Origin of the sequence: Bifidobacterium sp. ESL0728, from assembly GCF_029392015.1 — a bacterium.
Lineage (GTDB): Bacteria > Actinomycetota > Actinomycetes > Actinomycetales > Bifidobacteriaceae > Bifidobacterium.
Map to the genome: position 1 here is coordinate 1,796,350 of NZ_CP113925.1, position 23,626 is coordinate 1,819,975.

Genomic DNA, 23,626 nt, shown 5'->3' on the forward strand with positions numbered 1-23,626 from the left:
TTGGCCGTGTCGCGTTGGAAAATCAATATTTTCACATCTAAAGCGCTTTTGTTTTCAGCGTAATCGGGACATCAATTCGGAATTTTGATGCCCCGATTTATGCCTTGACAGCCTCCGCTGATCCATCACCTGCTGATACGCAATGTAGCCTGCTCGAACGGGCGGAACGAAAGACGCGCACCTTGCGCAGGTTGGGAACCATCGATCACTTTCGGCAAATCCGCTGGCAAGGATTCGTCGTCTTCCAGTTCGCTGACTTCTCGAACATTGGACTTGGCAAGCTCATCACAGACACGCAGAGTACCTTGCGCCTGTCCCCCGGCCGGTTCGTAAAGCCTCAGGATGAGATCCTGCGAACCGTCGTCGGCCGTCTTCACCCAATCCAAAACGATATCGCCCTTGTCGGCCTTGACTGTCGCCAATGGATCGAAGGCGGGTATTGCGGCGAATGCCGGAGCATTGAGACGCGAGGCTTCGGCCAGAACACGATCGACAGAGGCATCCATCACCACCGACCACGCGAATTCGTGATGGCCCTGGTCGGTGTGGGGATCGGGATAAAGGGGCGCGGAAAGCAGGGAAAGGCGAATCATCGTGCCTGCCGACGGCGCTGTGACTCCCTCGACATCCTGTACGGTATTACAACCTATGACATTGCCGATGGGGCTTACATCCGAGCCGTAAGTCGTCGCATTGACCACAGCGGCGGCATAACCGGCCTCGGCAAGACGAACGAAACGATGGGTGCAGCTTTCGAATTTCGCCTCGTCACCACGCGAGTTTTTCTGAATCGGGCGTTCCACCATGCCGTATTGTGCCTCATACTGGGCGTTGCCCGCGTCCACAGCCAGCGGCAGATCGACCTTGAGGAAATGCTCCTGCGTATGCCAATCGACGCCGGATTCGAAATCGAGGGAACGGGAACCGGGGTGAAGAATGATTCTGGTTTCGATATCGACGCCAGCGGCGTGGGCTTTGACCGTTGCCACTGCAGCGCCGTCATTGCGCTTCTCTACATTGGCAAGCACAGAGGTATCCAAGCCGTTTGCCATGAGGAATGCGTCGCGATGAATGTCCCAGGCATCCCACTGATACGGCTCGTCGCGCAACAGTTCGTATCGCCCCAGACGGGTTCCGGTAGGCACCAACTCACGCTTTTCCTCCTCATCGAACAACGACGAAACGGTGCCGTCGGCCTCCACCTTGACCGTGAGCAAGCCGTTGGAAAGCGCTGCGGTTCCATCGTCGTTACGTTCTGCCTTCATCTCGCTGTGCAGTTGAACATCCGGCACGGTAAGCGGCGCATCCGAATCGAACCGCGAAACAGTAAGCCCTTTACGGTCAAGCCAGACATTTTCGGCAACCGCAGCAGGGCGAGCCGGCTGCACCTGCCAAGACGTATCAGAGGCATCATCCACTGTCTTATTGTCATTGCCGACAACAGAAGTCCTCATGGAATCATCAAAGCCATCGGAACTGGTAGCCACCGGCAACACCACCGCATCGCGTACTACCGGCGATTGCGGGCATGCCTTGTGAATGGCTACCGCGGCTTGGTCGGCGATGCTATAGAGCGCACGGATATCGCGTTGGTATTCCTCGCGGGCCTCACGTTCCGCCCAAGCAAGCGCAGAACCAGGCAGAATGTCGTGGAACTGGTTCAAGAGCAGCGTCTTCCAGATGGTCTCGAGCTGTTCACGCGGATAGACATAGCCTGGGTTCTTCAGGCTCGCCGCAGCGCACAGGTATTCGGCCACACGCAGCATCGATTCCTCCTGCCTGCAGCCGCGCTTCATATCCTGCTGGGCGGTCAGTGTGGCGCGGTGCAGCTCCAGATAAAGCTCACCGCGATAGATCGGTGTCTCACCCCGGGCGTTGTCGACGATATCGTGGCGCACCTTGCCGTACAAGTCATCCGGAGTGCCAAAATCGATCTGCGGCACGCCTTCGAGATCGCGCATACGCCGGATACGGCTGTTCATCTCGCGGGTGGGGCCACCGCCGCCGTCGCCGAAACCGTAGAGCATGATGGCGTGGTCGGAAAGGTCCTTGTCGAGATAGTTCTTCTGCGAATAGATGACATCCTTGACCTCGACCGGCGAATCGTAGGTGTCTGAGGGCGGGAAATGCGTAAGAATTCCCGTGCCGTCGATGCCCTGCCAGATGAAGGAATGATGGGGAAATTTCGTGGTGTCGTTCCACGAGATCTTCTGGGTCAGGAACCATTCAAAACCGGCTCGGCGCGCGATCTGCGGCCAGGAACCGGTGTAGCCGAAGCTGTCGGGCAGCCATACACCATCGGCCTTGGCCCCAAGATGGTCCTTGAAATAACGTTGGCCGAAGGTGATCTGGCGGATCAGTGATTCTCCGGCGGGCACCATGCCGTCGGATTCGACCCACATGCCGCCGACCGGAATGAACCGGCCTTCTGCAATGCGTGACTGCATGCGTTTGAAGAGGTCAGGATGCTCGTCCTCAAGCCACGCGTATTGCTGCGCCGAACTCATCGCATAGATGAAATCGGGATCCTCGTCCATCATCGCCAGCACGTTGGAGACCGTGCGGGCCACCTTGCGCTTGGTCTCACGCACCGGCCAGAGCCAGGCGGAATCGATGTGGGCATGGGCGACGGCGGTGTGCTTGACGCTGGAAGGCGTGGCGTGCTTGGAAAGAACTGTTCCCAATTCGGCACGTGCGGGGGCCACGGTGCCTTCTATGTCACGTTCGTCGTAGACATTGAGCGAGCGCTGAAGTGCCTTGGAAAGCTGCCAGTAGCGCGGGTCATCATCGCTCAGCTCACGAATCAGCGACGAGACGACTTCAAGATCCATATGGTAGGCATATAGGTCTGCGTTGAGCACACAGACATCCATACGACGTAGGGTATACGGTTCGTCAGGCTTGCCGGTCGGCCCCTCACCAAGCGACGTAGGCGAATAGGGCGTCGGTCCTTCCACAAACGGATTCGCCGCGGCCTCGATATAAACGACAAAATCACCATTCCCATCGATATCGACATGCCGCGTACCGTCGGCATCGACCAACGGAACCCAGCTGTTGCGCGGGTTGACGGCCTTGATGGCCCTGCCGTCGGCGGTATAGGCAAGACCTTCGGATTGGAAGCCTGGCCCGCGATTGCTGAGCCATCCCAAATCGGCGACCAACTCGACTTTCCGGCCTTGAACGGCGGCGAGATCGATATGCCCTTTCACCTCGAACCACGTCGTTCCCCACGTCGTCCCCCAAAGCCCCGGAACCGCAAAAGGCTCGAAATCAACTTCACCGTTGCGGGCACGGTCGAGAAATTGCCGGTACGGCTCGGGCTCGCCGGGATTGGCGGCACTTCGCAATGTGCAATGACAAAGAACGGAATGAATATGGGGGTCAAGACGCTGCTGGAGCACACGGTCGCAGCGAGAAAGCTCCTGGTCGGGAACAAGGAACATGGATGGTCCTTTCTTGGATTTGTATGGCATCAACTATGAAAAGGAGATGCCGGTTTGAAGAATGAGATGGAAAATTACGAATCTGTCAAGTTAATCTTGAGGAAATGATCGATTATCCTTGTCTACGGAAACGCAACGTCGCCATCTCGAAGGGGTTGAGACTGATCGCCGCACCCTGCGCAGGATGCTCGCCGGAAAGGCACACCGACAAATCGTCAGCAACGTCGTTGGTTTCAAGGACGTCGGTTTCACATACCGTCGCATCTGCCAAGGGTGCCGCGACATGAAGCGTTGCACTAGCGGACGCGCCGGAAGCCTCATAAAGCCTGACAATCAGGTCACCGGAACCGTCATCGGCCAGCTTGACCCAATCGATGACCGGGGTGCCTTTGACATTACCAAGACTGACCAGCGGATCAATGGCAGGCATATTCTGCAATTTCGGCGCATTGATTGAGGCCGCAACTTCCAGCGTCCGAGCCATAGTGGCGTCGGCAAGAACGGCCCAATCGAATTCGTGCTTCCCCATATCCTCATGAGGATCGGGGAATACCGGGGATTCCAAGAGTGAAAGCCTCAGCATGGTGCCACTTGCCGTGTTTTGCGCAGGGTTTCCGTGAATTGGTGAGGCATCGCACCCGTAAGTGGAAGCGTTGACAACGGCGACACCGTAATCACCTTCGTGCAGACGCACGTAACGGTGGGTGCAGCTTTCGTATTTGGCCTCGTCACTGGCATCGTTCTTGATCACCGGACGTTCGACCCAGCCATACTGGCATTCATACTGGGCGTTGGGCACGGCAAGAGCCACCGGCATATCGACTTTGAGGAATCGTTCACGCTCATGCCAATCGACGTTGGCGTGAAAGTCGAGTCGAGCGGCACGCGGCTTCAAGACGATATCTGTGTCAATGACACTATGTGAAAACTCAAGCCTTACCTGTACCTTGACTGCGCCGTGACCATCAACCATCACATTTGTAATACTTCCGCCTTCAATGCGATTGGCACAGAGCAGTGCGTCGCGCTCAATCTCCCAGGCGTCATAGACGGAAGGCTCGTCCTTCAACAGCTCATAGGCCCCCATGCTGGTACCACGAGGCACCAATTCACGTTTGGACTTTATATCAATCAGAGAAGACACCGATCCATCGGGTTCGACACGAACCTTCAACAGACCATTGTCCAAAACGACACTGCCATCTTCCTTTTGCTGCAACGTAACCGGCTGTATGCCCTCACGGCCGGCCTGCTCGTCGTCATCGATTGAAGGACGAACCTGCCATGAACTCCCGTCCGATTCGTATTGCGTTATAGTAGCTTCCTTGACTACCGGCAATTCCGGTCGAGCGGTCTTTAAAGCTTCTGCCGCCTTGGAAATCAAATCCTTCAATCGCAGCATATCACGCTTGTATTGTTCGCGTGCCTCGCGGTGCACCCAAGCGATGCCGGAACCGGGAAGAATGTCGTGGAACTGGTTCAGGAGCAGCGTCTTCCAGATCGAGTCCAGCTCCTTCTGCGGATAGACGTAACCGGTCGAGGCAGCCTCCAACGTCGCCGCAGCACAGAGATATTCCGTAACGCGCAGCAGGGATTCCTCCTGCCGGCAGTAACGCTTCATATCCTGCTGGCTGGTCAGCGTGGCGCGGTGCAACTCCAGATAAAGCTCCCCATGCCATACCGGCATCTCAGACCCGGCGTTCTCTTCCAGCTGGGTGTGCGCGGCCTCGAAGAAAGTGTCCGGCGCTTCGAGCGTGACACGCGAAACCCCTTCCAAATCCTCATAGCGGTGCAGGTGCCCGAGCATTTCGCGGGTCGGTCCGCCGCCGCCGTCGCCCCAGCCATAGAGCAGAATCGACTTGTCTGCAAAATCCTTGTCCTGGAAGTTCTTTTCGGCGTGGACAAGCTCTTCGACCGTGGTCCAGGCCGCATAGGTGTCGGAAGGCGGGAAATGCGTGAAGATGCGAGTACCATCGATGCCCTCCCACATGAAGCTGTGGTGCGGGAACTTGGTGGTGTCGCTCCAGGAGATCTTCTGGGTCAGGAACCATTTGTAGCCCGCGCGTCGTGCGATCTGCGGCCAGGAGCCGTTGTAGCCGAAGCTGTCCGGCAGCCATACGCCGTCAGGATGGACACCGAAACGGGAGCCGAAATAGCGCTGGCCATAGGAAATCTGACGGATCAGCGATTCGCCGGTGGGCACCATGCCGTCGGCTTCCACCCACATGCCGCCGACCGGAACGAACCGGCCTTGTGCCACGCGCGCCTTGACCTGTTCGAACAGATCGGGATGGTCCTCTTCAAGCCAGGCGTATTGCTGTGCGGAACTCATCGCATAGATATAGTCGGGTTCCTCGTTCATCAAGGCCAACGTGTTGCTGACGGTGCGCGCCACCTTGCGTCTGGTCTCACGCGCCGGCCAGAGCCAGGCGGAATCGATATGGGCATGACCCACGGCGCTTACATCCATCGCCGAGGCATTGGCCCGTTTGCCCAGCACACCTTGAAGCGCCTGGCGTGCCGGAACCACGGACCCGGCCACCTGCTCGTCGTAGACGTTGAGCGAGCGCTGCAGTGCCTTGGCAAGCTGCCAGTAACGCGGTGAATCCTTGTCAGCCTGCCCCATCAACATGCTCACCACGTCGAGGTCGAGCCAGTAATCCTCCATCTGCCGGTCGAAGGTGCAGACATCGGCACTGCGGAACACATACTGTTCTTCGGGTTTGCCGGTGGCCTTCTCCCCCAGATTCGTCTCGACGAACGGCGGAACCCCGAGCAGAAGCGGATTGCAGGCCGCCTCCAGATACAGCGTGAACGAACCGTCGTCGGCCAAAGGAATATTCGCCGTACCATCAGCCTCGACAAGCCGCACCCAGAAGTTCTTGGGGTGCACAGCCTTGACCACGGTGCCGTCGGGGCCGTAAACCATGCCTTCGATATGGCCGCCGGGCGAATGATCGTACCAGCCCAAGTCAAGCATGAGCTCGACGGGGCGTCCGTCCAAACCATCAGCTCCTTCATCGACATGACCATCTCGCATCGGCACATGTCCGGTCAGCTCGAACCAGACCGTTCCCCACGTCGTGCCCCAAGGAGAACCCATCTTGAAAGGCTTGAAATCGATGGCGCCGGCTTCAACTTTTGCGAAGAACTCCCCTGAAGGCATCGGTTCGCCGGGGATATCGAAAGCGCGCACGCCGCAAGACTCAAGAACGGGATGAGTATGTGGCAGAACACGTTGACGCATAACCCGTGCGCATCGATCTAATTGCTGCTGTGGTTTCAGAAACATCTTCGTCCAATCCTCAACTCGTTCCAACGACTCGGCAGCATCTAGCATCGCTGCCTGTTTGTGCTTCCTTTTTACAAGAACGAGAGGACTAAAACGCTTTAGTTAATTTCGGCGTGTCATATTCATGCTGAAAAATATTCATCATCCCAGAGAGCCTAAGCTTTACAGGCAGCGACAGCAGCACGAACGATATCAGCATCGGTTCTTTCCACCAAGACGTCATCACCGCCGCCTCCGGGGCCACCAAGCGAATGAAGCCGCCTGCGAGCGGAAAGGTGCAGCGCATCGGCACCGGTTCCTGCAAGCTGTGCCATGAACTGCGGCTGCACTCCCCCGCCAGCCATAATCTGGATACGCCCGTTGGCCTGACGCACCAGCCGGGCGAGGGACGGCATCCCCTCCATGGCATTCCGGGCACCACCGGAAGTCAGCACACGCGTATAACCAAGCTCGATCAAGGTTTCCAAGGCATCTTCCTGATTTCTTGCCATATCAAAGGCTCGGTGGAACACCACATCGATCTTACGATCCAGCCTGCGGGCCTGCGCACGGGCTTCGTCGATCAGGTCACGCGCGAATTCAAGATCGATGTCACCTTGATTATCGAGACCGCCGACGACCACACCGTTGGCTCCCGCCTCGAGCGCCGGACCGATTTCGGCCAATTGCGTCGCCTTGTCGTCCCTGTTATAGACAAAATCACCGCCACGGGACCGGATGAGCACCTCGGCGCCCAAGGGCACACCAACCTCGGAGCAAAGGCGAATCACCCCGTAACTTGGCGTGATGCCACCGGTAGCGCCCAAGGCGGTACATAGCTCCATGCGGTCGGCTCCGGCCAGCGCGGCGATACGTGCCCCGGCGATGTCCTGCACCGCAATCTCCAGAACCGGACGCCGCTTGCCCTGCCCATCCTTAACCGCTATTTCATCCTTACTTTGCCCACTCATCATGACCCAATTCTTCTTAGTAAACAATGCTTATGAAGGCTACGAACATCTCCACGTTGAAATTCCAAGCTTTTGAAGACATTCTACAGTGCCGTGCTTACACTGCGAGAGCGATAGCCTATTGTTCTTCTGAAATAATTATGCCCTGAGGGGCGAAGAAGGAAAGCGTCGCAGCAACACGGTATGATTAGATGTTCCGGCGCAAACCGGGGCTTGATAATTCAAAAATGGGGATGATCGGTTTCGACGGTGACCTGTTCGTCGCAGGGAAGCGTGCCGAGAATGTGGAGTCCACTCGAGATGACCTCCACGAAACAACAAGTGCTAAATCTAATCGCACTGAGTTCGCTCTCGCTGCCTGAGCTTCGCGCCAGGATTAACCAGTGAGCAGCTGCTCCGTCCACTCCTTCTCGTCTTCGGGAGGATGTTGGGCGTCATTAGAGGACTTGCTTGAGCCATCGAACCACAGGGTGACTCAGGGACTTTAACTGTAGATATGCTCGCCATCCATTGTCCGCGACACGGATGGGGGCAGAAAAACTGCCAAAAGGCCAGCGGACTACGCACGTAGAAGACTGAGGGTTCGGCCATCGGACCGGGGTTCAATTCCCCGCATCTCCACTATCCAAACGCCGTCACGGTTATCTTTGGCGGCGTTTTTCGTTGCTATACCACCCTGGTCTGCTTATTTTGAGCTAAATCTAGGGGCCCTAATCCTCGTCAGAGCAAATCCTCCAGCGGGCTGGCGGAGGCCCGAGAACGCAGAAAATCGGCGAGCTGGGAATAACTTACTTCGCCAGTCACAAGCTTCTGTATCCACTGATAAAGCTCATTGTTTTGTGGATCCGGGGGATCTGGTATGTCAAGCTGGATCCCACACGCCCGTATACAAGCGATAAGCATTTTCACTGTTGTGCGTTTGTTGCCGTCACCAAAAGGATGGTCTTTCGACAGATGCTCGGCAAAGAATGACACCTGCTCGAAAACGTCACGAAATGCCGAGACACGAGCGCTGACAAACGCGGCATACACAGATGGTGATACTGATTGTTCAGCATCACCATCCTTTCCTGCACGGAATCCAGTGGCTGAAACGGTCATATCATGAACGTTCACCACAACTTCAATGAAAGTCTCTACCTCCGCTTCATTTTGAAAACGTATTGGCTGACATTGCACTAGTCCACCACGCACTTGTCAGGAATCCTCAAGCATGCGAAGTGCATTCGGGTATTCACGCTCCGCCGTAGCAATGCCCCAAGCCAAGGAACGCTCAATATTCGGGCGTTCCTTGCCATCAGTCGAGCTCAAAATCATGTCAGGGGTGATTTCATTATCAGCATCAGGAGAGAAAGCTTTCTCCCAAGCCGATCCTGGCCTATGCGAAAAACGCACCAAATCGAACGCCGACAGCGGCCCATAATATTTCGCAACTTCGTCTACAATCTTTGACACCATGCCATCCACGGCTTCCCCATTCACGGTTCCTGCCGGATTCGTGACACGTTGTTTTTTACCGTAACGGCGGAACACGTTGTACACACTACGTTCGACAGGGCCATATTCCCAAGCCTCTACCGGCTCATCGAATAGAACCTTCCCGGTGGATCTCAGCGACTCTACCTGCGCATAATAGACAAGCTTGTTGAGCTTGAGGTTGGTAAGATACTCGTCTTCACCGTGCCTGACAATAAACAGGTTCGCAATATCAATGGCTTTCATGGCAATCCACCTCTTTTCATACTGTGTATTTCAATCAATGGTTACTCGATTCTATTCCAACCCTTGCCCCGCCAGCTGACTTTTCTGATTTCACATTCTCCGAAGATTCCTTGGCGGATTCTTTCGCATACCCCGCTAGACTTGGCAACCATGAGAATCGTGTTGCAGAAAGTAAGTAAGGCCGATATCGACGTCGTTGACGAAATCAGCGGCGAGGTCGATGAAACGTTCGTACCACAGCATATCGGGATTGGTTATGTTTTGCTCGTCGGGGTCAGCGACGAGGACGGGCAGGAACAGATCGATTGGCTCGCGCAGAAAATCAGCAAGCTGCGGGTGTTCGAAGACGAAAACGGGAAGATGAACCTTTCGCTGGCACAAGTCGGCGGCGAAATCCTGTCGGTCTCGCAGTTCACGCTGTTCGGCGACGTGCGAAAAGGCAACCGGCCGAGCTTCATCAAAGCCGGCAAACCGGAGCATGCCAAGCAAATCTGGCTTGATTTCAACGACGCGCTGAAGGCGCAAGGCGTCAATGTGAAGGTCGGTCGCTTCGGCTCGCACATGCGCGTGAGCCTGACCAACGACGGGCCGGTGACCATCCTCTTCGACACCGATGAGCTCATGGCCAAACACTAATCACACCCGCGTTGCCCGTCGGTTCGATTCGTTGCTGTAATATTGACATTACTTTACTTTCAAATCACGGGATTGGCGCACTGTGAAGTGCTACACACACCCAAGCACCCGGAAATGCGGGCAAAGCCAGCACACCAAACGCAGCAACATGGCGATCTACTTGATGATCGGACGCAGCGGGGCCGAGACGTCGACCTGATGCTTGTCGCCGATCTTGGTCGGATCGTTGATGATCTTGTCGACCACGGCCTTTTTGAGCTTCATATCCGAGGCGTCGCCCCAAACGATGACACGCTGGCCGCCATTCAACTCGGTGGTGATGGAATCCTGCGTTTTGGCGGTTACCTTCGTGATGGCGCCGCGCATGTTGCCGTCAAGGAAACCCAGCACTTTCAATGCCTGTTGAACGGAACGGTCGCGAAGACTCGTCTTGACATCGTTCACCTCGATGACGGGAATGCCCTTGGTCGAAACGTTGCCGACCTTGTTGAGCACACGTCCGTAACCGTCGACGGCGGTCTCGCTGCCGTCCGGTGTCTTGAGCATCGCCGCAGGTTCCTGCGCCGTTATCGTGACTTTCATCGCCTGCGGATAGATCTTCTCGACCTTGGCCATGGAAACGCCGGGAATGCTTTTTAGCTCCTGCTCGACGTCCCCGCTTGAGACCAGAAGCAGCGATTTTCCGACCTGCTTGTCGGCGATGGAAACAATCCGGGCTTTGCCGACCCACTGGTTTTCCCCGGATACGGAAATCTGGTGCGAATCAAGCAAAAAGACCGGCGAGAAGAAGAGCACCCATCCAAGAGCCACCAAAAGCGCCAGAACAACAAGGGTTATCACGACTTTTTTGACGGTTTTGAACGCACTGATCCGCCGACGCTCTTTCAGCCGTGCGTTGAAATCGATGACCTTGGGACGCGCGGCAACACCCAGAGCGCCGGAGGTCTGATTCAAGGTTTCACCGACCAGATCCTCGTTTTTCAGTGCCCGGGCATCGACGAAGCTACCGGGTGCGCTTTTGGTGACGAGATTGGCGGACGAAGCCGAACGTGGTGAGCGGGCAGCCTTGGAAGCTTCATCGGCTGCGGTCAATGGCTCGTCGATTCCGTATTTCGGTTTGGCTGACTGGCGACGATGGAAAAAACCGACGGATTTTTTGTTGCGCGGTGTCCGTATATCCGCCGATTGGGTGGATCTGCTCGGGTCAGACACCGCTTTCGTGGCTGCGGCCCTACGCTTTCTGCGCCGCGCATCAACCGTCGAGTCATCGCCAACCGGCGTGCCGGATGCCACGGAACGTGCGCGGCGAGGCGAATCCCTTTTGCTGTCCTTGGGCGACGCGCCTGATTTGCCTTGCGAATCGGAGCCGATACGGAAATCCGAATGTTCGGTTTTCCTGCGCTTGCTGGTCCGTACACCGAAATCGTTGACCATCGGTTCATCGCCGGCAGTCGCTGAACCCCGAGACGAAGAGGCTGCGCTTCGCCTGCGACGGGATGAATCGCCTTTGTCTCCGCTTGCGCTGGTTACACGACGGCCGGCCATCAGCGGGACGCCCCCGCACGTGCTTTGAGCAAATCGAGCATGACATCATCCATCGTGGTGACGTCCCCCGCACCTACGGTGATCAGCACATCGCCGGGTTTTGAGTGCCGCACCAACGTTTCGGCACCGCTCTGAAGATTCTGCGAAGCGGCAATCCACCCTTCCGAGGGGGCATGCGGCAGGCTGGCCGCAGCGTCGACGACGACCTGCGAGGTAATATCCGGGAAATCCTCCTGACGCTCTCTGGCCGGGTAAATCGGCGCGATGACAACATCGTCGGCCTTGGCCAGAGCAGCGGCAAAACGCTTGATGAAGAACTTGGTGCGGCTGAACAAATGTGGCTGGAAAAGCACGCGGATGGTCGAATCCGGGTAGCGGCGGCGCGCAGCGTCAAGCAACGCAGCGATTTCCGTAGGATGGTGGGCATAGTCGTCGACCACCGTCACCCCGTCTTCGACGCCGTTGACCTCGAAACGACGCGAGGCTCCCCTGAACGTTGCTGCCGTGCGGGCCGCAAGCTCCGGATCCATACCCAGCAGAGTCGTGACGATAATCGCAGCGGTCGCGTTGCGCGCGTTGTGGATGCCGGGGATCCGCAAGGTGACAGGTATGCGGCGCGCTTCGCCGAATCCCGCGAAACCGGATGGAAGTTCGATGGTGAACCGCTCCGTACCGTCACCCACGCTTTCCTGTTCCGAAAGAATGCGGACGAGTTGGGGACGAGCCGTGCCTGCAGCGAGCGGAGCCGGATTTGCGGCTGAAGTTGCGCACGAAGCCGAAGACGAAGATGGGTTTGAAGCTACAGATGCGGTTGCACCCGAAATCGCAGATGCGGCGGCGCCTGCTGGTGACGTTACGGAATTTGCCGCAGGTACGGCGGCTGTGTTCTGGATACCTGTCGCTTCGGCGGTCCCATTATGCATTACATTGCTGCCATGCGTGCCATCCACGCTCACGATTTGCGAGATATCGCGAGACGGATCTGTGGTATAGCAGATGGTTTTGGCTGCCACTTCGGCCGGCAGCGCACGCACGATGGCCTGCGCGCCCTTGTCATCGATGGACATGACCACATAGCCCTTGGCGTGGCCGGCATACTCGACAAACGCCTGCTGGTAGTGCTCGGCATCGCCGTAATGGTCGAGATGATCGGCCTCGGCGTTGGTGATCAGCGCGAACTGCGGACGGTATTTTTCGAAGCTGCCGTCGGATTCGTCGGCCTCGGCCACCAAAACATCGCCGCTGCCGGCATGCCCGCCGTCGATGGCGACACCGTCGGGGCCTTGAATGGAACCGCCGATGGCATAGCTCGGGTCGGCAAGTCTGACAGCCGCATTCAATGACTCGTCTGCACCGATTGCGGCATGCACTTCGCCGCTGCTGCGGTGTTCGATGTTCCGCGCATCGCTTCGTGCATCGGCGCTCGCCTCGTTCTGCGCATCAGCTTCAACTCCGGCATTGACGAGGATATGGGAAATCAGCGAGCTGGTGGTGGTCTTGCCGTGTGCACCGGCGACGCTGACCGCACATTTGCTGGCCATCAGCAGGGCAAGAATATCGCTGCGGTGAACGATACGCGCCCCGGCCTGCGCGGCCGCGATAATTTCCGGGTTATCGGGTTTGATGGCGCTGGAATAGACAACGGTCTGCGCGCCGGCAACGTTCTCGGCACGTTGGCCGAAGGAAATCTTGATACCGAGTGCGGTCAGCCGGTCGGTTTTCGCATTCGCCTCACGGTCGGAGCCTGAGACCTCGACGCCCTCTTCGTGGATCATTTCGGCAAGCACGCTCATACCGGCTCCGCCGATGCCGATGAAATGGGTGTGTCCCAACGTCACCAAGGTATCTGACGGGCCGAACGCGGCCTTCGTCGGGTCGAGCACGATGGGTTCAGAGCCGTTATTTGACTGCACGATACGCTCCTTGGACGCTACATTTGACGATGGAAAACATCACTGATGCCGTTATACACGATTTTCCCGTCCAGCCGAACCCCGGGCCGCAAACCCACGCAGACTGCTTGCAATTGAAACCGCAAATCGGCAGGACCTTACGGCAAGAAGCCGCTCCCCGGCATCAAAACCATCAGTGCCGGTAAACCGCACCCAAACGTTTGCAAGATGCCGTTCCCGGCAGCGATATGTTCGTCCAGACGAATCTGGGAAAAAACCTGAATGAGAGTGCGTTGGAACACGCACGCGATTTAGCGCTGCCTCATTTCAGTTCAGCGACGAGAACCAGCATAGTCGAGTACGATGCCGGCCATGGTTTGTGCGGCATCGCGAATGCCGTAACCGTAGGCCTTGCGACCCATAGCCTGCAGACGATCGGTATCGGCAATCAGCGAAGGCATGTGCTCACGCACCCAAGATGACGAGAAATCATTGTCGGCGACCATCAGCCCGCCTCCGGCGTCGACCACCGGCTGTGCATTGAAACGCTGCTCACCGTTGCCGATGGGCAATGGGACGTAGACCGCAGGCATGCCGATGGCGGCCAGTTCGCTCACGGTACCGGCACCGGAGCGGCAAATCACCAAATCGGCTGCGGCGAATGCCAGGTCAATGCGTTCCAGATATTCAGCGAGATGATAGTCGCCGTGTCCGGCATGCGCCGGATCCAAATCGGTAAGTACCTGCTCCCCTGCGCTCTTGCGTACGCGCTGGCTCACTTCAGCGCCTTTTTTGCGCCCGGTCAGGTGAATGACCTGCGTGACTTTGAGCAGATCGGCGGCGGCACCGCTGACGGCCTCGTTGAGGCTCACCGCCCCCAGTGATCCGCCGGTAACGACCACCAGCGGACGTTCGGGATCAACGCCAAGCTGCGCGGCGGCAAGCTTGCGGGCGGCCCCTTTATCATCTTCCAGTTTTCGGCAGAGCTCGGCCATCACCGGCCGCAGCGGAAGCCCGACACGCCGGATTTGCGCGTCCCCGTGCGCCTTGAGACCAGTGTTTTCGTAAGCGGTACCGATGAAATCGGCCCACCGGGCGCCCAGCTTGTTGGCCATGCCTGCACGGGCGTTCTGCTCATGAATGACGATGGGAAGCCCCATGGAATGCGCGACCGTATAGACAGGAGCGGAAACGTAACCGCCGAAACCGACCACCACGTCGGCCTGGCGGCGTTCGAGAATGGCGCGAACCTTCTTTTGCTCCTGACGCCAGCGGCCGGGGAAACGCAGCACCTGCATATTTGGCCGCCGCGGGAACGGCACCTTGGCGATGGTGTCGAGCTCGAAACCGGCCTGCGGCACCAGATCCTTTTCAAGGCCGACGTCGGTGCCGATCACGCTGATGGCGGCCTGCGAGTCCTGATGCTTGATGGCGGCGGCGACGCTCAACAGCGGGTTGACGTGCCCTGCCGTACCGCCTCCGGCCAATACGATATGCTTCATATTCTCTTTCCCTTGGTTTGCCCTGACATCCATATCGTTGAAATCCTTCAAAATGTTCAGAACCCCTAGACACGCGATGCGGCGACGTTTGCCTGTATCTGGGGTTGCATTCTCATCATACTGGTGGCCACTCCTGCCGCGAAGAGACACATCACCAGGCTCGACCCGCCTGCCGAGACAAACGGCAACGGCACGCCCATCACCGGCAGCAGGCCGATGACGACCATGATATTGACCAGCGCCTGGCCCACAATCCAGATGGCGATGCAGATCAGCACGCGCGAGGCGTATTTGTCGGGGGTCTGCAACGCGATGACGAACATGCACCAGCCAAGAATGGCGAAAAGAATGACCACGGCGGCGGCGCCTACGAACCCCGTCTCCTCACCGATGATGGCGAAGATGAAGTCGTTGTGGGCTTCGGGCAGGTAATTCCATTTCTCACGAGAATTGCCGATGCCAACGCCGAAAAAGCCGCCGGAAGCCATGGCGTATTTGGCATGCATCGACTGGTAGCACTCTCCCTGCAACGAGGAGGCGGGGCACGGACGGTAGGCGGCTGTAATACGGAGCATACGGTTCGGGCTCGTCACCACAAACAGAACGACCAAGGCCACCAGAACGAGGCCTGAGGCGACCAACCATTTCGTCGGGAAACCGCCAACCAACATCGCGGTGACGCCAATCGCTACCAGAATCATCGCCGTGCCGAGATCTCCGCCAAGCATGACCGCTCCCAAACATGCCAGAAAGATGAACGCCATGGGCAGATAGGCTTTCAACCCTTCGGTTTTGTGGTGCTTAGCGGCCAAGGCCACCGCCCAAGGCATCCAGATGCACAACGCGAGTTTCATGACCTCAGCCGGCTGCATGGTGAACTTGTTGGGAATGCCGATCCAACCTTTGTTGCCGTTGACTTCGACACCGAGCGGCGTCATCGTCAAAAGCTGGAGAAAAATCGAGAAAATGACAAACGCCAACGAAAACTTCCGGTAGTTGTCAGCATGCGGGTGCATGGCCAAAAGGCAGAACAACAAGCCGAGCAGGCAGTAGATTCCCTGCATCATCGCCTGTTTCCAAGGCGAAAGACCCGCGGTGATCATGGTGACCGACGAAGCGGAAAAGACCATGACCACACCAAAGCAGGTCAAGGCGATCACCGCGATGCGGAAACCGTGATAGCACCACAAGGGGTTCAGCAACGCATGGATGCCGGTATAATCGTCGACTTTGAGCACATCCGTGGTATCGGTGTCTACAGGCTCGACGGAAGCACTCCTGTCTTTGGCTTGGCGATAGAGCAGAGTGAGACGCGAGCCCGATTTCTTTTTATCGTTATCGCTGTTTGCACCCTTCCCACTCCGTGACCCTTCGGCTTTGTTTCGTCCGGTTCCGGATACGACGTTGCCTCGGGTGCGAGCCTTTTGCGTGGCTTGCCTGCCCGGCTTTTTTTCGTCCCGATCATATACGCGCCTAGCCATGCTTACGCACCCAGTCATGGGCGGCATCGGCGAATTGCGAACCGCGGTCGGCGTAGGAGACAAACTGGTCCATCGAGGCACAGGCCGGCGCCATCAGCACCACGTCCCCGCTTTGCGCATAGTTGCCCGCGGCTTCCACGACGCGAGCCATCACGCTCGCCTTGTCTTTCGGATCGATAACCGTCAGCGGAATATCGGGGGCACTGGCCTTGAAGGCGTCAAGCATGGGCTTCTGGTCGACGCCGATGATGACGGCGGCCTTGATGGTTTTGGCCTGATTGGCCACGAGATCCTCGAAATGGCCGCCTTTCGCCAGCCCTCCGGCAATCCAGACCACAGACTTCGGCTTGTAGCTGGAAAGCGAGGCGTGGGCCGCGTGGGCGTTGGTGGCCTTGGAATCATCAACGAAACGAACGACACCGCCGTCCTTGAAATGCGCGGTGGCAACGGTCTGGATGCGATGGCCGCCGGGTGCGAAGGCACGCAGCGCATCGAGGCAGCGGCCAGGATCAGCGCCCAAGCCAATGGCAAGGGCAAGAGCGGTGATGGCGTCAGCAAGCAGGTGCGGGTATACGGTGCCGTCGGGCTCGCACAGATGCGAGAATTCGGTCACCTTGGCCAGGGTGTTCATGTCGCCTTCAGGAGCTCCTGCCAAGCCGCTGGCATCGACAATCCAGCCGCCGGCAACGCCGATCTGGCCAGGTTTCGGGGCATTGAGCGTGAAACCGATCTTGCGGCATTCCGGGCCGGTCTGTGCTTCATCGGCCAACGCAGAAACGCGTTTGTCATCGGCGTTGAACACCAGTACACGCTTGGCGTTGTGGAAGACCTTGGATTTGTCGGCCGCATAGTTGGCCATGCCGCCATGCCAGTCGAGATGGTCGGCGGCGATGTTGGTGATCGCGGCGCAATCAAGGGCCAGCGAGTCGGTGAAATGCATCTGGAAACTGCTCAGCTCCACGCACAGCGCGTCATGCTTCGGATCGACGGCGGCCAGGCTCACGGATTTGCCGATATTGCCGACGGCCGGGGCGTCCATACCGCAATGGGTGAGCATTGCCGAAACCATCTGCGTGGTGGAGGTCTTGCCGTTGGTGCCGGTGATGCCGATCCAAGGTGCAGGATCGTGCGAGGCCGAATGCTCGGCGGGAACCCGCAGAGCCCAGGCCAGTTCTACCTCGCTGATCACCGGAATGTTGCGGCGCTGGGCTTCGAGGATAAAAGGCGTGCGTGGGTTGAAAACCGGTGAGGCGACGACGATATCGACATTGTCCCAATCAATATCGTCGAAGGAATGCAGATCGGCTTCAGGCTTCTTCTCGTCGACGCTCACCACGCGACCGGCGCGCCCTTGCAAGGCTTCTACGGCACCGCGTCCGGAAACGCCGAGACCGGCCACCAACACGGTTTTGCCGTTTACATCCAAAGACGATGACCCGTTTGCCTCACCGCCACGATGCACCGATGAAAAACCCGAATCCCCTGCACTGCCCATCTAAAGTCTTCCTTTCCTTCAAGCCTTGCCGCTCACGCTGTATCCGATATCCCCGTCTAGACCAACAGGCCGGTACGGGATGCCCAATCCGTATAGAAAATCACCAGTCCGATCAGCACGAACATGAATTCGATCATCCAGAAACGTACGACGACCTTCTGCTCGCTCCAGCCCATCAGCTCGAAATGATGGTGGATCGGCGCCATTTTGAAGACACGCTTGTGGGTGAGTTTGAAGCAGCCGACCTGGATGACGTCGCTCATCGCTTCGATGACATAGAGACCACCGATGATCACGGCGAGGAATTCGGTGTGCGTGGCGATGGAAAGCGCTGCGAAAAGGCCACCCAAGGCCAGCGAGCCGGTGTCGCCCATGAAGATGGTGGCGGGGTTGGAGTTGTACCAGAGGAAGCCAAAGCAGGCCACGGCGGCGCAGGCCGCGATGATCGTCAGATCCAGCGGGTCCGAAACCGCATAGGAGTAGCCCACCTTCGGGCCGCCCTTGACGTGATAGCTCTCCCAGAAGGCGATGATGGTATAGCCGGCCAAGGAGATCATCGAGGAGCCGGTGGCAAGCCCGTCAAGCCCATCGGTGAGGTTCACGGCGTTGGTCCACGCGATCATCAGGAAATTGACCCAGATGACGAAAATGATGATGGCGACGGCCTTGCCTGCGAACTCGAAACTGAAGAACGGGTGTTCGATGAAACTCATGCCGGCCTGAGCGGAGGGGAAACCAGACTTGGTGGGAATCAGAAGCGCGAGAACGGCGTAAATGGTGGCGAAGACGAATTGACCGAAGAATTTGCCGCCGACGGAAAGGCCGGTGTTCTGCTTTTTGCGCACCTTGGCGAAATCATCGATGAATCCCAGGCTGCCCATCGAAACCATCGCGAAAAGGACCAGAACCGCCGACCACGAAACAGCCTGGCCGCCGGTGAGCCCACGGTACAGCGCTGAAGCACCCCAACCGAGCAGGACCGCGAGAATGATGACCACGCCGCCCATCGTCGCGGTTCCTCGCTTCAGAAGATGCGACTGCGGGCCGTCCTGACGGATGTACTGGCCATAGTGCAGCCGGTGCACCAGTTTGATCATGGCGGGCGTGCCGACCATCGTGACCACCAGGGAGACCACGATGCCGATGATGAGGGAAATCAATGTTTCGGCTCCACTTCTGTACGTTCCTGCTGTTGCGCGTGCGCCCAACGCTCGGCCAAGGTGGAAAGCCCTGAAATATGCGATCCCTTGAGCAGCACGACGGTATTGCCATGTCGGCGGGCAGCCTTGACGACCAACCGCTCGGCCTGAACTGAACTATGTACCCATTGCACCACGACGGGGGTACGCGTTTGGTTTTTCGCCGCGTCCGTGTCCTTTTCCTTCGCTTGGGCACCTTGTGCCAGGGCTTCGGCCAATTGATCGAAATGCTTGTCAGTCTCGTTGCCCACGGCAATGATTTCGTCGATACCAAGCCCGGCGGCATATTCGCCGACCTGCCGATGCAATTTGAGCTCGTCCTCGCCAAGTTCGAGCATGGCTCCCAACACGGCGATACGGTAGGGTTCCGCTTTCTGTTCTGCAACGGTTTGCGGCTCCTGCTCCGACGCTTTGCCCGCAGCCTCCCAACGGGCAAGCCCGTCAAGGCCCGCACGGGTGGAGTCGGGGTTCGCATTGAAGGAATCATCAATCAGCGTGAAATCGGCATCATCAAGCTTCACGCTCGACACAGCCATGCGATGTGGGCTGATATGGTTCACCTCGCCAAGACCCGAAGCGATATCGGCCAATGGCATACCGAAATAGTCGGCGACACTGGCCGCAGCAAGCGCGTTCATGACATTGTGAGCCCCGCCAATTCCAAGATGCACCGGTGTGCTGGAACCGTCGGGAGCCACCAGAGTGAAGCTCGGACGATCCAAGGCATCGACGGTGACGTCGATGGCGGTCATCCGCGCAACGTCAGGCTTTGCATTGCCGTCAAGCCCGAACCAAAGCACCTTGCCAGGCGCGAATTTCGTCATGGCCACCACATGCTTGTCATCAGCGTTGAGCACGGCGATGCCGTCGGGCACCAGCCCCTGCACGATCTCGCTTTTGGCCTGGGCGATACGCTCGACGGAGCCGAATTCTCCCAGATGGGCGACGCCGACTTTCAAGACCACAGCGAGGTCGGGAGGGACGATTTTCGTCAGATTGGCGATTTCGCCGACATGGTTGGCTCCCATTTCGGCAATGAAAAAGCGGGTGTGCTCCCCTACTTTCAAGGCCGTCAGCGGCAGGCCGATGTCGTTGTTGAACGAACCGACCGGTGCCACCGTCTCGTCAAGCCCGGCAAGCAACGAATGCAACAGGTCCTTGGTGGTGGTCTTGCCGACCGACCCGGTGATGCCGATGACGGAAAAAGCGGAATCAAGCTGCCGCCGACGCACAATATTATGGTGTGCCAAAAGCCCCAACGCCTTTACCGTGTCGGCAACCACAATCTGCGCGATGTCGCTGACACCGTCCACGGCATGGTCGACCAACGCCGCCACCGCGCCTTTCGCGCCGACGCCGGCGACGAAATCATGCCCGTCCACCCGCTCGCCGTCAATGGCCACGAAAACCGACCCGGCCTTGATTTGCCGGGAATCGCTGAATGTTGAAGTCGCCACGGGCCCATCGGGCATTTGAAAATCCTGACCAGTAACGATACGCCCATTAACCGCCTGCGCGATCTCTTCGATCGTCATCGGCATCATGCCGGGCTGACCATCCGAAATCCCCGTCATCTTAGCACTCAACGTATGCCACCTTTTGTTTCATATCTCTCAATATTGTTGCGATACAACTGCAATCAACTCATGCACGAAGCATCAAACGAACTGTCACAGGGTAGGGTTTTCATTGCATTTCCTTCGAAACGCGCAGGGCGTTGCGGATATTGCTGCGCCGCACCCCGGCATCCAACGCCATGGCGATGGCCAGCGAAAGTCTGCGTTGGCCTTGTATGCCACCCGCCGCCGCAGTCTGGCCGACCAGCCAACTGGATTCCTCGTCGCAGGTCACCAGACGCTTGCGCTCGTCGATCGTGAAACCGTAACGGCTCCGGGTCGATTCGAGCATGGCAGCGGATTGTGCCGTGTTCAGCGTTTCGATGGATCCGAGCACATCGACGCTCACGCCTTCCATGGCTCCGGAGCGCAAAGTCTCATTGTCAGCGGAAATCACCATCGCCGCCGCCCCGTCCTCCGAGCAGACGGCCAGTGTGTGCTGGACGTCGAGGATTCCCAACGGATAGGTCATTTCAAGCTCGCGTTCCAAAGAGCTGGAACCCGCGCAGCTAATAATGCCCACCGGATTGCCCAGCATATGGAGGAAATCGGCCAGACGCACCACGTCGGCCTGAACCTCTTCGTCATCGTCGCCGCACACCACGAATACCGCCATGGTATTGGCCGGCGTTCCGGCGATATCGGAAGCCAAGGCACCCATGGTTTCCGGGTCGGCAGTGGCGAGCAGAGCCGGAACCCCGGCCGATTGCGCCTCTGAGACAAGCGATGGCGGAACCAAGACCGCATAGGCGCCACGGGCTACGGCCACCGAAAGGGTTGAAGGGTCGGCACCGCTCCTGAGCACATAAAGGGCCCCGGGACGCACCGAATCCGTACTGTCGGCGATCGAGGTGACCGTGACCCCATCGGAGAAGCTGGGTTCAAGTTCAAAGCCATAGTGACTGGCGATATAGCCCAAAGTCACACGCCGCGAAATCGATTCGCTTACCACGCTCATGCTGTGACCCCTCCCGTCGGAAACGCTGGGTACTCGGCAGCCACCGCTGCCCTGTACGGTCTCATAGCCTTGTCACCGTCTGCCGACATTTTCACCACGACACAGGAATAGCATTATTGCGCGGAGTCGAGGCCGGGACCTCATACTTCTGCATAAGGAATTCACCGATTTGCTTGAACAGCGTGCCGCTGGTGAGGCCGCCGAACATGCCCTGCGGGTTCTTCATCGCCACCGTGACCACGAAACGCGGGTTGTCGGCGGGAAGAATGCCGGTGAAATCACCGACGATGCCATCGAGCGCACCGCTGGGACCCGCCACCTGCGCGGTGCCGGACTTGCCGGCGATGCGGTAGCCGTCGATGCCGGCGGTCCTGTGGTATTCCTCGGCGGCCGACTCCATGGCGTTCATCAGCTGGGAGTCGACGTTCGGGTCGAGGATGCGCATGCCTTCGTCCTGCGGCGTTGTGGTGACATGGCCGTCGGCGTCCTGCGTCGAGGCGACGATGGAAGGCTTGCGGTAGATGCCGCCGTCGGCTATCGAGGCGATGGCGTTGGTGATCTGCAGGATATTGGTGGCGTAGCCCTGGCCGAAGAGGATGGTGTCGCGGGTGCGCTTGTCCCAGGCGTTGGGGTTGTTGAGCGTTCCGCGCGATTCTCCGGGAAGGTTGAGACCGGTGGGCTGCCCGATACCGAATTTGGTGAGCATGTCGTAGCGGTCCTGATCCTTGTAGTTGTCGGAGGCCATCACCATGCCGACGTTGGAGGACTGCTGGAGAATGCCCGCCAGCGTCCAGTTGGAAAGCGCATGGGTCTCGGAATCGGTGAAGATCTGATTGTTTTTGTTGAGTCGGTCGGGAACCTGGAACTGATCGGTCATCTGATGGACGCCGTGCTGCATAAGGCCCGCCATCGAGAAGGTCTTGCCGATGGAGCCGGGTTCGAAGGTTTCGGAAACCGCGCGGGAGACGTTCAACTTGGCCTGATCGCTGCCGGCCTGAATCTCGTCGGAATCGTCAAGGGCAATGATCTGATGCGTGCGTATATCCTCGACGCAGGCCACCGCCCAATCCGCATGATACTGCGCCTTGCCTTCACTCAGCACTTTCTTGACGAACCAATCGACATCGGAGTCAATGGTCAGTTTGACATCGCTGCCGTTGCGGGCGGCCTTGGAATCGGTCAACGTGCCTGGAATCTCGACGCCGTTGTTGCCTTGCTGGTAGATCTTATAGCCGTCAGCGCCGGCGAGCGCCGTGTTCTGGACCTGCTCTATACCTGAGGCACCGTTGGCTTTGTCGTCAACACCGCCGAGGAACGCACCCATCAGTGTGCCGTCGGAATACACGCGGTTCTGCGAAAGTTCGCCGTAGACGATGCCGCCGAGACCGAGTTTGTCAAGCTTGCGTTTGGCCGCAGGTTCCACATCCTTTTTCAAGACCACGTAACGACCGGACCCGGCAAGTTTGCCGCCGAGTTCCATAGGGTCCATGCCCAGTATCGGCGCGGCCATCCTCGCCACGCGAGCGGCGCCGACCACACCTATGGTCTTGCCGCCCTCTTTCTTGGGCTGCGTGCAATTATTGGTGATCCGGGTGCTGCAGATCGGCTCATATTCCTGCGCAGCCTTCGGATCGCCGATGATGGTATAGCGCTCCACGCTCTGTGCCAGAACGGCCCCGTTGGTATCGAGTATTTTGCCGCGCATACCGTGCACGGGCACTTTCAGCGTGCGCCCTGCCGTGGCCGCTTCGGCCATCTCGCGGCCGTTGAGCAGCTGAAGATTGGCCAATTGGCCGAAGCAGACAATGAATACGAGCGCGATCACCGTGGCAATGACGGTGCAACGCGACACGAATTGTTTGCCTTTGGTTTTCTTGGCGGAGTAGCGCATA

At 58.1% G+C, this 23,626-nt stretch carries 15 protein-coding genes and 1 other RNA gene; 2 read left to right on the forward strand and 14 right to left on the reverse strand.

Features of this window, described 5'->3' with window-relative positions; all coding sequences use genetic code 11:
* Positions 1-125: 125 nt before the first annotated feature.
* The 3 genes from OZX67_RS06835 to OZX67_RS06845 form a co-directional block, all read right to left on the reverse strand.
* Positions 126-3,446 carry an alpha-mannosidase gene (locus tag OZX67_RS06835; RefSeq protein WP_277141968.1) on the reverse strand — a complete coding sequence of 1,107 codons (3,321 nt, stop codon included), beginning with the start codon at positions 3,444-3,446 and terminating at the stop codon, positions 126-128.
* A gap of 112 nt (positions 3,447-3,558) precedes the next feature.
* Positions 3,559-6,738, reverse strand: coding sequence for an alpha-mannosidase (locus OZX67_RS06840; RefSeq protein WP_277141970.1), 3,180 nt, complete (start codon positions 6,736-6,738; stop codon positions 3,559-3,561).
* A gap of 155 nt (positions 6,739-6,893) precedes the next feature.
* The gene (locus OZX67_RS06845) at positions 6,894-7,691 is read right to left on the reverse strand and encodes a copper homeostasis protein CutC (RefSeq protein WP_277141971.1); all 798 of its coding nucleotides are present in this window, start codon (positions 7,689-7,691) and stop codon (positions 6,894-6,896) included.
* Between the two features lie 226 nt (positions 7,692-7,917).
* On the opposite strand from OZX67_RS06845, the gene ssrA reads away from it, so the two are divergent.
* Positions 7,918-8,312: a transfer-messenger RNA gene (gene ssrA, locus OZX67_RS06850) on the forward strand.
* Between the two features lie 96 nt (positions 8,313-8,408).
* Here ssrA and OZX67_RS06855 read toward each other — a convergent pair.
* Positions 8,409-8,867 (reverse strand): Fic family protein, encoded by a 459-nt coding sequence (locus OZX67_RS06855; protein WP_277141973.1) that lies wholly within the window; start codon positions 8,865-8,867, stop codon positions 8,409-8,411.
* An 18-nt stretch (positions 8,868-8,885) separates the two neighbouring features.
* Positions 8,886-9,410: a type II toxin-antitoxin system antitoxin SocA domain-containing protein gene (locus tag OZX67_RS06860; protein ID WP_277141975.1), complete on the reverse strand. Its 525-nt coding sequence runs from the start codon at positions 9,408-9,410 to the stop codon at positions 8,886-8,888.
* Between the two features lie 150 nt (positions 9,411-9,560).
* Between OZX67_RS06860 and dtd the strand changes: the two genes are divergently transcribed.
* Entirely contained in the window at positions 9,561-10,046 is a 486-nt protein-coding gene (gene dtd / locus OZX67_RS06865; RefSeq protein ID WP_277141977.1) for a D-aminoacyl-tRNA deacylase, read from the forward strand.
* Positions 10,047-10,202: 156 nt separating this feature from the next.
* Here dtd and OZX67_RS06870 read toward each other — a convergent pair whose 3' ends face one another.
* The 9 genes from OZX67_RS06870 to OZX67_RS06910 form a co-directional block, all read right to left on the reverse strand.
* Positions 10,203-11,591, reverse strand: a complete 1,389-nt coding sequence (locus tag OZX67_RS06870; protein WP_277141979.1) for an FtsQ-type POTRA domain-containing protein — start codon at positions 11,589-11,591, stop codon at positions 10,203-10,205.
* Positions 11,591-13,504 carry a Mur ligase domain-containing protein gene (locus tag OZX67_RS06875; protein WP_277141981.1) on the reverse strand — a complete coding sequence of 638 codons (1,914 nt, stop codon included), beginning with the start codon at positions 13,502-13,504 and terminating at the stop codon, positions 11,591-11,593. Before OZX67_RS06875 ends, OZX67_RS06870 begins: the two co-directional genes overlap by 1 nt.
* Positions 13,505-13,815: 311 nt before the next feature.
* Positions 13,816-14,985: a UDP-N-acetylglucosamine--N-acetylmuramyl-(pentapeptide) pyrophosphoryl-undecaprenol N-acetylglucosamine transferase gene (locus OZX67_RS06880; protein WP_277141982.1), complete on the reverse strand. Its 1,170-nt coding sequence runs from the start codon at positions 14,983-14,985 to the stop codon at positions 13,816-13,818.
* A 65-nt stretch (positions 14,986-15,050) separates the two neighbouring features.
* Positions 15,051-16,466: a putative peptidoglycan glycosyltransferase FtsW gene (locus tag OZX67_RS06885; protein ID WP_277141984.1), complete on the reverse strand. Its 1,416-nt coding sequence runs from the start codon at positions 16,464-16,466 to the stop codon at positions 15,051-15,053.
* Complete coding sequence (gene murD, locus OZX67_RS06890; protein ID WP_277144999.1) at positions 16,459-17,892, reverse strand: UDP-N-acetylmuramoyl-L-alanine--D-glutamate ligase; 1,434 nt, start codon at positions 17,890-17,892, stop codon at positions 16,459-16,461. The genes OZX67_RS06885 and murD overlap by 8 nt, the downstream gene beginning before the upstream one ends.
* 125 nt (positions 17,893-18,017) lie before the next feature.
* Complete coding sequence (gene mraY, locus OZX67_RS06895) at positions 18,018-19,121, reverse strand: phospho-N-acetylmuramoyl-pentapeptide-transferase (RefSeq protein WP_277141987.1); 1,104 nt, start codon at positions 19,119-19,121, stop codon at positions 18,018-18,020.
* On the reverse strand, positions 19,118-20,704 hold the full coding sequence (gene murF / locus OZX67_RS06900) for a UDP-N-acetylmuramoyl-tripeptide--D-alanyl-D-alanine ligase (protein WP_277145000.1): 1,587 nt from the start codon (positions 20,702-20,704) through the stop codon (positions 19,118-19,120). Before murF ends, mraY begins: the two co-directional genes overlap by 4 nt.
* Before the next feature lie 142 nt (positions 20,705-20,846).
* A complete protein-coding gene (locus tag OZX67_RS06905; protein WP_277141989.1) occupies positions 20,847-21,734 on the reverse strand; it encodes a UDP-N-acetylmuramyl peptide synthase in 888 nt (295 codons plus the stop codon).
* 91 nt (positions 21,735-21,825) lie between these two features.
* On the reverse strand, positions 21,826-23,625 hold the full coding sequence (locus OZX67_RS06910; protein WP_277141991.1) for a penicillin-binding protein 2: 1,800 nt from the start codon (positions 23,623-23,625) through the stop codon (positions 21,826-21,828).
* Position 23,626 lies beyond the last annotated feature (1 nt).